The 13,121-nt window shown below is 53.7% G+C and carries 10 protein-coding genes; 3 read left to right on the top strand and 7 right to left on the bottom strand.

Features of this window, described 5'->3' with window-relative positions; translation table 11 throughout:
* Positions 1-483: 483 nt before the first annotated feature.
* Positions 484-1,242 carry an HNH endonuclease gene (locus LAO76_09835; protein ID MBZ5491218.1) on the top strand — a complete coding sequence of 253 codons (759 nt, stop codon included), beginning with the start codon at positions 484-486 and terminating at the stop codon, positions 1,240-1,242.
* A 32-nt stretch (positions 1,243-1,274) separates the two neighbouring features.
* On the opposite strand, the gene LAO76_09830 is transcribed toward LAO76_09835, so the two are convergent.
* The 4 genes from LAO76_09830 to rpoD all read right to left on the bottom strand — a co-directional run bounded on the left by LAO76_09830 (position 1,275) and on the right by rpoD (position 6,407).
* Complete coding sequence (locus LAO76_09830) at positions 1,275-2,321, bottom strand: hypothetical protein (GenBank protein ID MBZ5491217.1); 1,047 nt, start codon at positions 2,319-2,321, stop codon at positions 1,275-1,277.
* A gap of 142 nt (positions 2,322-2,463) precedes the next feature.
* Entirely contained in the window at positions 2,464-3,207 is a 744-nt protein-coding gene (locus LAO76_09825; GenBank protein MBZ5491216.1) for a DUF2971 domain-containing protein, read from the bottom strand.
* A 442-nt stretch (positions 3,208-3,649) separates the two neighbouring features.
* Positions 3,650-4,438 carry a hypothetical protein gene (locus tag LAO76_09820; GenBank protein ID MBZ5491215.1) on the bottom strand — a complete coding sequence of 263 codons (789 nt, stop codon included), beginning with the start codon at positions 4,436-4,438 and terminating at the stop codon, positions 3,650-3,652.
* A gap of 280 nt (positions 4,439-4,718) precedes the next feature.
* Entirely contained in the window at positions 4,719-6,407 is a 1,689-nt protein-coding gene (gene rpoD, locus LAO76_09815) for an RNA polymerase sigma factor RpoD (GenBank protein MBZ5491214.1), read from the bottom strand.
* 736 nt (positions 6,408-7,143) lie between these two features.
* Between rpoD and LAO76_09810 the strand changes: the two genes are divergently transcribed.
* Positions 7,144-7,530, top strand: a complete 387-nt coding sequence (locus LAO76_09810) for an SHOCT domain-containing protein (GenBank protein MBZ5491213.1) — start codon at positions 7,144-7,146, stop codon at positions 7,528-7,530.
* Positions 7,531-7,645: 115 nt separating this feature from the next.
* Here LAO76_09810 and LAO76_09805 read toward each other — a convergent pair whose 3' ends face one another.
* Both LAO76_09805 and LAO76_09800 read right to left on the bottom strand, forming a co-directional pair.
* On the bottom strand, positions 7,646-8,809 hold the full coding sequence (locus LAO76_09805) for a beta-lactamase family protein (protein MBZ5491212.1): 1,164 nt from the start codon (positions 8,807-8,809) through the stop codon (positions 7,646-7,648).
* Positions 8,810-9,169: 360 nt separating this feature from the next.
* Positions 9,170-10,585: a putative DNA binding domain-containing protein gene (locus LAO76_09800; protein MBZ5491211.1), complete on the bottom strand. Its 1,416-nt coding sequence runs from the start codon at positions 10,583-10,585 to the stop codon at positions 9,170-9,172.
* Between the two features lie 63 nt (positions 10,586-10,648).
* On the opposite strand from LAO76_09800, the gene LAO76_09795 reads away from it, so the two are divergent.
* Positions 10,649-10,855 (top strand): YjzC family protein, encoded by a 207-nt coding sequence (locus LAO76_09795; GenBank protein MBZ5491210.1) that lies wholly within the window; start codon positions 10,649-10,651, stop codon positions 10,853-10,855.
* 67 nt (positions 10,856-10,922) lie between these two features.
* On the opposite strand, the gene LAO76_09790 is transcribed toward LAO76_09795, so the two are convergent.
* Positions 10,923-12,866 carry a heavy metal translocating P-type ATPase gene (locus LAO76_09790; protein MBZ5491209.1) on the bottom strand — a complete coding sequence of 648 codons (1,944 nt, stop codon included), beginning with the start codon at positions 12,864-12,866 and terminating at the stop codon, positions 10,923-10,925.
* Positions 12,867-13,121 lie beyond the last annotated feature (255 nt).

The raw sequence follows: 13,121 nt of genomic DNA, 5'->3' as shown, positions 1-13,121 counted from the left end.
CATCTTCACCACGGAGGCACGGAGACACGGAGAAGAGCAGGAGCGATGCGCGAATTAACGCGAAAATGCGCGAATAGAACAGAGAGAAAAAGCCGAGTACCGCGAGTTGCGAGTAATGGACGAAATAAATTCTGTCGCCTTGAAGTCACAGCCAGGGTAAACTCGCGCTGAAGGAATGCTCTGGTTTTCAGACGATTGCGGGCAAGTCATAACCAAGTGAGCAGGTCTAAATGACAAACTTATATTAAGTAGCATCGGAGCGCACCCAGACCGTGATACGTTCACACGATCCACGGTTCATGGAGAATTTGGTTGAGGTACTTGAAGGGAAGGCTGTTCATCCCACGGTACAAGATGAATTAAGGGCGTTGGCCAGAGATCTCCAAGATGTTCTTAGCGGACGCGTCGTGAGCCATATTAAAGAGCTTTAGCATGCAAATTTAGAAATGGTGGACGCAAGCCCTTGCGCGCCGAAGGAGATATTTGAGAAACCAGAACTGGACCCGAGAGCAAGCGTTAGCCTGCTTTAACCTCTATTGCCGGATTCCGTTTGGCAAACTCCATAGCACGAATCCGAGCATCGTCGCGTTTGCGAAGACGATTGGCCGGACTCCAAGTGCTGTAGCCATGAAGCTGGTCAATTTTGCGAGCCTTGATCCCGCACAGAAGAAAAGAAACATAAAAGGATTGGGGAACGTAAGCAGTTTGGACCGCGCGATTTGGGAAGAGTTTGAGGCTGCACCAAATAGTGTGGCCGAGCAGAGCGAAGAAGAGTTCAACCGCTTTTCCGTTCCGGTAGAGGCGGCGCTGGAAACGGAGCCTACTTTGCCCGAGGGGCCTACCGAAAAGCAATTGACCCGTCCCATGCGCTTGGTGCAAAGCTTCTTCAGCAGATCGGTCTTGGCAAGTTATGGATTTAAGTGCTCATTTTGCGGACTTGAAGTCCGCTCATTGCTCAACGCGAGCCACATTATTCCTTGGAAGGTTTCAGTCGAGTTGCGGGCCGATCCGCGCAATGGGTTTTGCTTGTGCGTCTTGCATGACCGCGCGTTTGATCGCGGATTGATCAGCGTGGATGCAGATAGCCGATTGCTAATTTCCAAGCGGCTGAAGAAAGCCAATCCTGTTCCGCTGCATCGTGTGGGTTTGCTGGATCTTGAAGGCCAGCGGATCAGTTTGCCGGGAAGATTTCTACCCGATGAAGATTGCTTGGAATATCACCGTACGTCTTTGTTTAAATAATTCTTCGGTTCCACGAGGGAGGCTCTCAGGTCTCACCACCGTATTCCTCCTGCCGCCTCATAGAAGTATGCCATTGGATGTTCTTTCAATATCTTGCGGCGTGTACTTGCAAATTTAGACCGAGAGCCTATTAAGCCGCCTATAGTGGCCGCAGCGCCAGCACTTGTAACAACATCTGGCATAGGCACTGCAACGTGGCCAGCCAATAAGCCTAGGGTGGCTATTCCGCCAATAACAGATAAGAGAACTTCCTTGCTAGTTAGAATTTGAGAGCCTTCAAGCTTTAGAGCTTCTTTCATCTCCCTGTAGTCATCTTTCATATCCTGTTGAAATTGTCGCTTGAGCTCTTCACGTGCCGAATCCTTGTGTGCCGCAAGCTTTTTTGCGTGGTCTTCCAATTTATCAAGAAGATTGTGCCGCAGCTGCCGAATTGAAGCTCCGTCCGAAGCGGATTCTTCCCTGCGCCGAAGGTCGAGCCATGTTTTTAAAGGAAGATCCTCAACATTGGCGATTTCAATACTTACGGGTAGGAGTTCTTCTCGCGCGCTGGCTACGTCACTTTCTTCAGAAGCTGTCAATAATCCTGCGAGGCCCGCATATGCTGCGGAACGATCCGTGATGCGGGCAAATGTTTCTCCGGCGCAGCAATCGGCTAAAAGGCCCATCAATGCGAGACCTGTTGGCTCCGCAGCCAAATATGTAGAACGACGGCGCATTACTTTGGTGTCTTTAGCAAGTCCGCGGCCTTGGAGTAGTTCCCAAGTCTTTGGCAAAAGCTTTTGCGGATATACTTCATAAATCTCATTCGGGTCTTGAACCGAGCGGTATGAGAAAGCGAGAGGTAGCGGCCTTTTTACGAAGTCTCGCACCATTTGATGCGTGGCTTCTCGTTCCGTCTGCGTCGGATAATGCCGAACTCCGATAAGCTCGAATGCTTCCTGTTCGACTCGAGAGTCGTAGTTGATATGATAAGTGTCCCAAGGTACGATGACTTTCACGCGGTCCCAAAGCATCAAGCATCTTTTTAAAAGATCAGGGCTTTTAATGGTGGTGTGTGGATAGTAAATCGCGCTTCGCATGTAACCTCCTTCTGGTTTGAAACAAATATATTGCGCGCCTGTCTTGCAAAAGAAAAGCGCCCTTGAAAGACTGAATGCATTTCCAAGAACCTGAAGGACGACGAGCGACGCAGACGGCAGAACCCAAGCTCCACTAAAAGGTTTACCAGGTACGGTAAGGGATTGAGGATAATTGCACGATGGCTGTCGTTAGTCCGTGAGTCATTAGCAATGCTTGTGCGGCTTCGCGCGCCAATTCAGGATGTGGAGTCGGTCCAACGACGAGCTCTTCAATGGGAAGTGATCCGTGATTGTCTGGGAAAAAGTGTTGATTGTACGGGATGAGCATGGATCTACCTTCTCGGAACTGCAATTTCCCTTCTTCAAAGGAAGAAGGCAGCCGGACGAGTCTCCATTCTTTTTCTTCAGCAAAACTGGCATCTTTAAGCGCTGGTGCGGTTAGAGGCAGCAGACGTCCCAACAGCTTAAAGGATTCTCGGAAAACGCGATCATGGTTCAGCCTGTTGTGAGCATTGCTTTCTTCGGCAAATTTCTCGACTGTGTTAATAAGGTGACTGATCAGGTCTTTTTGAGATAATGCCTCGTAAGTGCAAGGCGCCAAGAACCGATCCGGGTTTGCCTCCGTCAAGCCAGTGAGAGATTTGCTTCTAAACCCAATTGCGAACCCGCCAGTCGGCGGTGAGTATGCGCGCCACTGGCTTAGCTGATCTCCGTTTTCCGTAAAGGAACTTACATACACTTCACCGTGTCCCTCTTCACCGGCTAATCTCTCTTCGAGGACCTTATAGAGGCCGCGATCGAAGTTGTTGCCAGCGTCCTCAATTCTTCTCTGGATAACCTCTTGAGCGAGTTTGAGAGCGAGACTGTACTCAGTACTGTCATTCAAGAATCGAATGCTAGTAGCCCAGATCGATTTTGATTTAAGGATTCCTATCAGCCCGGAGCCCGAGGTGTAATGGTAAAGAATACGAGGCGGGCGCTTAGTGCTGAGGTTCTTTATCAGTTCAGATTGGATAGCCTCATGCATAAATTGTGTTAGTTTTAGTGATCTCGGAAGGCCTCATCGAATGAGGGTTACAGGATACCGCAATTTCCGCCTTGTTAGCAGGTGGCTATCGCTCTCCGCTGCGCTGCGCGCGGGCCGCAGGCGCGAGGAAGAATCTTTTAAATTGATCTTTTCGCGGCCCAAAAGGGCCGCTCTTCCACCCTAGAGTCGCCAATACAACATAAAGAGGCGCGGCTGTTAACCGCGCCTTTGCAGTCCAGAATCGAAAAAAGATCAGCGTGATCCTTGTAAATCAGCGGTAACTTCCCGCTGTAACTTCCCACTACTGTTTCGTGAGCGTGCCGGTGCCGGAGTCGCCGCCGCAGAGGCCGCCGGTAACCGTATAAGTGCCGGTGATCTGGGTGGGCGCCGCAGGATTATTCAAAGCGCCGATGAACTCCACGGTGCTGGTGTCATCGTTTTTAAGAAGAACGTCGGTAGTGCGTCCGGCCATGCCGCTGCCGGTGGCCGAGGTCCCCGTGGCGAAACAAGGCGAGCCGGTATAAGCTGCGCTGCCGGTGAGTACAAAGAGGCCGCTGGGGTCGGGCGCACCCTCAGTGATGGTGGCGCTTACGCCCACACTGGGATTGGCAACGGTGTTCGATATGAAAGTTCCTTTCCACGTCCCGCTGATGGAAGGAACAAGCACGCCCGCGATGTTGCCTTTGTCTCCGCCGGCGCAGCCTGTGCCGGTGACGGTATAACTGCCGGTGAGCGACGTGGCTGAGCCGGAAAGCGTGGCATTGATAGTTTGCGACGCGATCGCGGCAGAAGTAACGGTTGCCGTTTGCCCACTGATGGCGCCGGTAATGGGCACCGAGGTGCTGGGCGTGAAGCAGGCGGAATTAATTACGCGCAGCCCACCGGTGACGCTGGAGCCGGTTTGCACCACGTTGCCGCCGATCAGAAAGTTTGGTCCGCTGCTGGAAGCCGCGGCAAAATCCCAGTTGCCCGACGTGAGAGCGAGTTGCGGAACAGGAGTGGGCGTGGGGGCCGGAGTGCTGGAGCCTCCTCCTCCGCAGCCTGAAAGTAAGAGACAGAAAGTGGCGATGGCAATGCAGACAGGACGCAAATGCTTTTCCTCCGTGGGCGTGGTGAGTCTTAAGGGGCGGTAAAAATGCTCTTTTTACGATACTTGTTGCACGAGTGTACCGCAGGCGGTGCAGGCCAGCGCAAAGAAAAATTGGTTACGGAAGTAATACGGAAGCAGTCAGCATTATTTTCACCGCAAAGGACGCAAAGGGCGCAAACAAAAAGACGCTGCTCGTCGCAGCGCCTTGAATTTCATGATCGAACAACAAAGTTAGGCTTGATTAACCGTGGCTTAAAGCCCAGGGGTTCCGCAGTCGGAGCTACGCTTCCCGTATGCCATCCATGAACGCCTTGAGCTTGCGCGAGCGCGATGGATGCCGCAGTTTGCGCAGCGCCTTGGCTTCTATCTGGCGGATGCGTTCGCGCGTGACGGCGAAGGACTGGCCCACTTCTTCAAGGGTGTGCTCGGAGCCATCTTCAAGGCCGAAGCGCATCTTGATGACTTTTTCTTCGCGCGGGGTGAGCGTGCGCAACACCTGCGCGGTCTGGTCCTTGAGGTTGACGTTGATGACGGCTTCGGCGGGCGAGACCATGGAGCGGTCCTCGATGAAGTCGCCCAGGTGGGAATCTTCCTCTTCACCAATGGGCGTTTCCAGCGAGATGGGCTCCTGCGCGATCTTGAGCACCTTGCGCACCTTGGCCACGGGGATGTCCATGCGCTTGGCGATTTCTTCTGACGTTGGCTCGCGGCCGAGTTCCTGCACCAGCTGCCGCGACGTGCGGATCAGCTTGTTGATGGTCTCGATCATGTGCACCGGAATGCGGATGGTGCGGGCCTGGTCAGCGATAGCGCGCGTAATGGCCTGGCGGATCCACCACGTGGCGTACGTCGAAAATTTGTAGCCGCGGCGGTACTCGAATTTGTCCACGGCCTTCATCAGGCCGATGTTGCCTTCCTGAATGAGGTCGAGAAACTGCAGGCCGCGGTTGGTATATTTTTTGGCGATCGAGACGACGAGGCGCAGGTTGGCTTCAATCAGCTCGCGCTTCGCGGCTTCGGCGTCAACGTCGCCCTGGATGATTTCGCGCTGCGTGCGCCGCAGTTCCTGGTAGCTGACGCCGCAATCGGCTTCAAGTTTTTCCAGATCGTTGCGGTGCTGCCGCTGGATGCGCCGGTACTCGCGCCTGGTCTCCTCAACCCGCGTTGCCTCGATTTTTTTTTCCAGATTGTTGATCTGGCGGTCGAGCGAACGCATGGAGTCGACCGTCTTGTTGACGCGGTCAATCAGCCGCTTGCGCTCCGGGTTGGTGAACTTCAGCTTGCGAATCCCGCCGGAAACTTGCACGTGCGCGCGTCCCAGGGCCCAGCGCACCTTGCGTGACTCTTTTGGCTTTTTCTTCTGCTTTACCGCTTCAGCTTTTTCTTCAAGCTGCTGGACTTTTTTGTAGCTCTTGCCGATGTCGTCGATCTGTCCGACAAAATCTTTCAGTCGCGCCTGGACGATTTCGTCGGTGATCTCTTCTTCGTCGAACGCGACGAGTTCTTTGATCGAGCGCACGCCGCGCTTCAGGTCTTCACCCAGCGCAAGAATTTCCTTGATCACGATCGGAGAGCGAGAGAGCGCTTTCAGCACGCGCAGCTGCCCCCGCTCAATGCGCTTTGCGATTTCAACTTCACCTTCACGCGTGAGCAGCGGGACCGTGCCCATCTCGCGCAGGTACATACGCACCGGATCGTTGGTTTTCTCCAGCGCGCCGGGCGTCAGGTCAAGCTCGACGTCTTCGCCTTCTTCAATATCTTCAAACTTCTGCTCAGAAGGCAGGCCCTTGCCGCTTTCCAGAACATCAATGCCCTGGGTGCCAATTGTGGTCAGCAAATCATCGAGGTCATCGGGCGAATGAACGTCCCCAGGAATGAGGTCATTTACCTGGTCGTAAGTCAGGTAGCCTTTTTCCTTGCCGGCATCAATCAGCTTTTTTATATCGTCAAATTTATCTTCTAGAGCCAAACCATGACCTCATTTTTATGGCAATACGGGGCTGTACGCTTGTGTCCACTAAAGCATATCGGCAGGTATTTTGGTTTGGAATGCGCGCACGTCCCGAGAGTACTAAGGTTAGCATAAACTCGGTCAATAAGAAAAGAGTCTTTCCCTGCCACCCGCGCTAAAACAAAGAAGATACCGCCGCCGCTGCCCTGTGAATTGCCCTTGAAGATTAGATGCCCGGCGGCCTCTAAGGTTTCGCACTCTTTCCCGGGCTGGATGCAACAAATTTTCGCCTAGAACGTTGGGATTACGGACTTTGCCCAACACATGTATCCTCTGGCACTTGCGGGCTTTATCCCCTAAAGTATCCCTGACCGATATGCGCAAACTCTACTCAGTGCTGACTCTCTGGTGCGTGCTTTTGCTGGCGCCGGGCGTGTTTGAAGCTTGCGGGAACTCTACCCTCAACGGCACCCTGGCCGCTGTTTGGGTCGTCGGCTATCTAGCGCAGTTCAGCATCTTCATGTGGATCATGAATCTGGTTCCCGAGCAGAAGGTCCTCTGGTGGTTTGCCGCCTCGATGCTTCCCTGGTTCGTCGACTGGACAGTTCCGTCCTCGCGCTGGCTCCTTCTGCCTTGGACAGCCATCACTATTGCCGTCGCCACCTGGATCGGCCGCGTTACCAGCCGTGCTCAGGCGCTCCAGCAGCGGGGCATCCGCGCTACCGGCACGGTGCTTGAAGTGTTCAAGCCGTGGATGAACGTGGTCGTCAACAACGTTTATATTCGGCGTCGCCTGCGCCTGCGCATCCAGCCCGAAGATGGCACCGCAGCCTACGAAGCTATTTTCAAGGGCCTCTTCATGCTCGGAGAAATCCCTTCCGTTGGTGACCGCCTCACTCTGCGCGTTGATCCCGCCAACCCACAGCACTTCGACTACGACAAAGCATCCACCGAAATGGCCCAAGCCGCCTCCGCAGCATCCGATTCCGGCGACTCACGCTTTTCCGACGAACATTTGTCCCACGAACATTTGCCTCACGAACGCTTGTCCGACGAGCTGGCCCGGCTCGCCGACCTTCATAAACGCGGCGCTCTCACCGACTCCGAGTTTGCCGCCGCCAAAAAGAAACTCCTGCGCTGATCGATTTCCCGAAGTCTCGACCCTGAGCTGCGAAGAGAGATATCCATACCTGAGATATTGAGTGCTTCTCTGCACAACCGGTAAGTACTCGCCTGCTTTCCTGGCGGCTTTCGTGCTATCGTCCGCCGGCCTCAGGCTCTTTTACGGGCAAGGTCTTGGTAAAGACTTCCATCAGTTTTTGCATACCCGGCGCAATTTCATTATGCAGGATGATGATGCCGGTTTCCGCCGCGGGCTGGTACATGGCCATTGCCAGATAACCCGCGACGGCGCCCGAATGTCCGATGAAGACATGCCCGGCCTGGCGCTGGACCAGGAAACCGATGCCATAACCGAAATCAAGACCGCGGTTTCCCGTAATCAACCGCTGGGCGTTTTCTTCAAGCTCTTTTTTCGATAGCACGCTTTCCGGTCCACCCAGCATTTCCAACTGTTCAAACTTCGCCATATCGCCAACGGTTGAATAGATCGCTCCGTTAGGAACTTTGTATCCGCGCCCGCTCTGATGCTCTTTTTCGGCTGTCTCGGCATCCAGCTTGTTTTCCTTGTCGTCCAGGTCGTAGCCGATGGCGAGGTCCTTACGGATAGCCGCTGTCGCTTCAAAGTCGCTGTGCGTCATGCCCAGCGGCAGCAATATTTTTTCTTTCACATAGTCCGTGTATGGCTGGTGCGCGGCCCGGCTGAGCGCCGCCCCCAGAATGGCATAGCCGATGTTCGAATAGGAGAAGCGCGTTCCCGGTTCGTAAAGATATTTTGTGTGCGGCAACGCCGAGATCAAAATTTTTACCCAGTCGGAAACCGGGCCTTTAACATAGGTTTTCGTCTCTGCTGGTTCGCGGTCGAGCCCAGAAGTGTGCGTTGCCAGCTGGACAAGCGTGATGGGCGGCGCATTTTTGTATTCTCCGGTTACCTGGTGAATCTCTGGAAAATATTTTTCGACGGGATCGGAGAGATGCACTTTGCCGTCGCGCACAAGTTGCAGAAGCATGAGCGCCGTAAACTGCTTGGTGATGGAGCCGATGCGATAAACGGAATCGGCATTCGCCGGCTTCTTGTTCGCGATGTCGGCGTATCCATAACTTTTGGTCCAGACGAGGCCGCTCTTTTGCACCAGCCCAATGGTGAAGCTGGCGGCGTTGGGGTCTTTCACCAGCTCGGCAGCGGTCTTATCCAGTTGGTCGATCACGGGCTGCAAATCTGCAGGCGGCTTTTGCTGGCCCAGCGCAAGGATGCTGAATAACGCAAATTGCAAAAACACCACGGGGACACGAAGTTTCATCCGCGACTCTCCTGGTCAAGGTCTTCTCAGGGATAGAACTGGAGAATCATAATCAATCGTTGCCGGTGTTTGGGTGAAATCACGCGGTAGGAACAAAAGGGCGGGAATTATCCAAGACAAAAGTAAAAGGGGCATGGCTTCCGGGTCCATGCCCCTTTAATTATTGACGGATGAACTTGCCTCGTTAACTAAAAGAGTCAAAAGCAGATGGAAAAATATACCTCAGCTTAAAAATCTTTTGCAGCACTTTTTGGGCCATTCGGCTAACGGCCCGAGAATAAGCTTAAATAAGGATCTCTTTTATTTTCAGTAATTTATATATTTTATGAGTAATTGGCTGGCTATACAATTTAATAAGACTTAACCCCAAAAAGGCACATAACGGGCAAACTTTTTTGAGCCTCCGACACTCGGATCTGTTTTAATAAGGCCCGTCTCAACAGTTTGAGAAATGATTTGGGAAGCTGTGGCCCCCTGAGACTCATGTAATTTAAACCTTTGACGCAATGATTCATTTGTCATTCTCTCATTCATTACATACTTCAGTGCACAATGCTGAAAGCACGCCCTCACTCGATCATCGCGAGTCATGGCATGGAACGACTTGGGGCCAAAAATTGTGACGATTGTTCTAGTGTCATCAGCTCTGAATTCTGGTGCTGGTAGCTGATAGACTTCGACATTCTGAATGACGCGATCGATCCCTAGTCCCTGTTCTTCACACGCTTTCATTCTTCGCATTAGATCGGCGAGCCGCTCATTTCTCGACCTGTAGCCGTCAATAAACCTCTCTAAACGGACAACTGGAACCCCTGGATTGGATATGACTATGCGATCACTATAAACCTCTACCATGACCGAAGCACCTGACACCGTGAAGTCTTGATGGATTAGGGCATTTGCGACTAATTCGCGCATGACGATTTCTGGCACGAGGCTGACTTTCTTGCGCAGCGTGTTCTCGATGACCTCATTCTGCGGTAATTGGGCCATAATATATTTCACAAGCCCTTGATATCCTGAGGCATATCCGCGTCCCCCAACTTGATTCAGCTTAATTGAGAATCTGTCAGTACCCTCAAAGACTGCAAGTCTGGGGGCCTTTCGTTGTATGTCTGGGAATTCGTCCATTTTCTTAGCAAATAGAATGGCTGCTAGCCGCTTGATCAAGTACTTGTCACGGCTGCTTGTCTGGATGAGACGTTCTGCGCAGAATCGGTCAATGACATCGCCGCGAGTGCTTGGGTAAGGAAGACCGATTCGGTCGAAATAGAGTTGCGTATCGAGGAGAGATATTACTTGCTCTGCATCGACAGGACCCAATTCTGAGAATTCCTCCAACCAATCCGGCTTTCCCTCTTCAATGATTTTTCGGAGATGATCTGGGGTCATGGCAGTTAGTGACTCACCGCTACGCATGAGATAGCGGCCCTCCAGATGCAACGGCGGGCCCTTCGGACGGCTCGGAATTGTAAGAACGACAACTCTCCCGTGAGGATGTTGAACGACATCGACCTCGACTCGAAAAGCAAGCTTTTGCAAAACCTTATCCGCCATTCCGATCGGATCGTTAACAGCAGCTGTCCCGACCACCTCCCTTGGCGCTTTGTTCTTTATTCCCAGGAGAAGATGGCCGCCACCCTCATTTGCAATCGCAATACAGTACGAAAATAACTTTTCGCTGTCGTATTGATTCTTCGCTTCTTTGAACTCGAGAACCTGCGTTTCAGACTCACAGGCACGCCATTCATCCACTTGCTCCACGGTTATAGCCATACCGGCCAAGATTGTACATCGTAGGCGTACAATTCAAGCTGCCGATCGAGAAAGGTAGTCGAAATGACAGAAACATACAAACCTGGAGACGAGGTTCCTAAGTCTGGAATTTACAAGGTTACGCACGATCCAAACCACACACACGAGGAGCATGAAGTAACATGCGTCATCGGGGAACCGTTTCCCCCATGCAATCACTGTGGCCATCATCCTCGCTTCCAATTGGTAAGAGCAGCGCATCACTTAAAAAACCATAAGTACTTCAAGTAGGCGAATCGCTGCACTAATTTTGTCTGTTTGCCAAAAGTAAAACTCGCTGAAACGAAGTACCGCTCCGTTAGTTTTGGCCAGTATCGTCGCTCAGCTCCTGGGCCGGAAATACCACCCGCAAAGCGTTCAGGACGGCGGCTACGTCAATCACTTCCTGCATGACCGCGCCAGCCACCGGAGGCAGAAAGCCCGCAGCGGCGAAGCCCATCCCGATCATGCTTACGGCCATGCCGCCCACGGCGCTTTGCAGGGCAATCCTCCGCATCCGCCGCCCGATGTGGATTAGCTCATCGACTTTGCTGAGCGAAGTTTCCAGCACCACGGCATCGGCGGCTTCAGCAGTGATGTCACTATTTTGGCCAAAGGCCACGCCCACGGTGGCAGCCTGCATGGCTGGAGCATCGTTAATACCATCGCCCACGAACATGGTCTTGGCCAGCTTTGATTCGGCGGTTACGACTGCCACTTTTTCTTCCGGACTTTGGCTGGCCAGGATCTCTGAGATTCCCACTTCGCCCGCCAGGTAGCGGACTTCAGCTTCACGATCGCCTGAGAGCAGCAGCACACGATTAACACGGTGGCGCGGCCCCAGATGCGTAATAAACGACCGGCTCTCCTGCCGCGGCGTATCACGAAATTGCAGCGTGGCGGCATAGCACCCATCCACCAGCAGGATGCACTCCATGCCCGCCGTGGGCGGAGGAAGCTGGGAAGAGATGGCATCGCCCATGGTCAAAACTTTCTTCCTTCCGGTGATCAATACCTGGCGGCCGTCGATAGTTCCCTTCAATCCCTCGCCGGGCTTCTCACTGATCTCTGACACGGGCGCAAGAGAAATTCCTTCCTGCTGCGCGGCGCGGCTGATGGTGAGCGCCAGCGGATGCTTGGAGTACTGCTCCAGACTGGCGGCCATTTGCAAAATGCTTTCGCGAGTCTGTCCGGGCGCACACATCACATCCGTCAGCGCCGGCCGGCCATAGGTGAGAGTTCCTGTCTTATCGAAGATGAGGGTGCGGCAGGTATCAATGCGCTCCAGCATCCCCGGGTCTTTGATGATGATGCCGCGGCTCGCAGCCACGGACACCGCGCCGATGATCGCAATGGGAATCGCCAGCAGCAGAGGGCACGGCGTGGCAATCACCAGCACGGCAAGAAAGCGCGTAGGATCGGCGCCGAGAATCCATCCCACTGCTGCGACGGCCAGAGCGACCAGCGTGTACCACGATCCCAACCGGTCAGCAATGCGACGCATTTGCGGCCGATTGGCTTCCGCCATCTGCATCACGTGCATGATCTTGGCGTAACGGGAATCAGCGGGCAGACTTGCGACCGCGATGGTGAGAACGCTTTCACCATTCAGCGCTCCAGAGAGCACGGTTGCGCCATGCACCTTCTGGATCAAGAAAGGCTCGCCCGTGAGGTAGGCCTCGTCCATTGCGCCACGGCCTTCCACCACTATGCCGTCCGCGGGGCATATCTCATGGGGAAAAACCACCAGCCGCTCCCCGATTTGAATTTGGGAAACGTCAACGTCCAGGATTTGGTCATCTTGTTTGCGGTGCGCGATGCGCGGCATTCTTTTGGCCAGCGCGCTCAACACCGAAGAAGCCCGCCGCGTTGCATATTCTTCCAGCGCCGTGCCTCCGGAGAGCATAAGCACCACAATCGATCCGGCCAGATATTCACCCAGCACCACCGAAGCGACGATGGAAATTCCCGCCAGCAGGTCAGAGCCAAAGTTTCCTGCCACGGCCTTACGCGCCAGGTCGAATACAAGCGGCGCGCCGCCTATGACCAGCACTGCAATTAATATCCAGCGGCACTGATGCCACGGCAGATGCAGAAGATATCGCGTGACCAGATATGCCGCGATTCCCAGCGCGGTAAAAATTGCAATCACCGTAGTAAGCGTAAAGAAGTGATTTTTGGGAGTCGGCGGCGAAGACACCACGGGCGACGCAGGGGCGGCCCGCGCGGGCTTGGGCGGTTCGGCAATGGTGACGGTCGGCATCGCTGCCGGTGACTCCTGAGTCGGCTTGCATATTAAGGTTAGTCCTTGTTATGTCCCTGCTCTGTGAGGACGGTCACGGAAGGAGAATCTTCACATTTGGACGCGGCTGCGACCAACGCCTAGGTAAAATCTCACTCCGATTCATGGCGCTCATATTTTGCAGGTTGCCATTCAAGCAAGAGAGCCAGTCTGATAAATAGTCAAAGCCGTGTTGAAGGCATTCTGGAGACACTTTGCTGTCGTACGCTAACAGCC

Source organism: Terriglobia bacterium (assembly GCA_020072645.1).
Classification (GTDB): Bacteria; Acidobacteriota; Terriglobia; order Terriglobales; family Acidobacteriaceae; genus Angelobacter.
The sequence above is the reverse complement of the archived record's forward strand: the minus strand, read 5'-3'. Positions and strand labels throughout refer to the sequence as shown.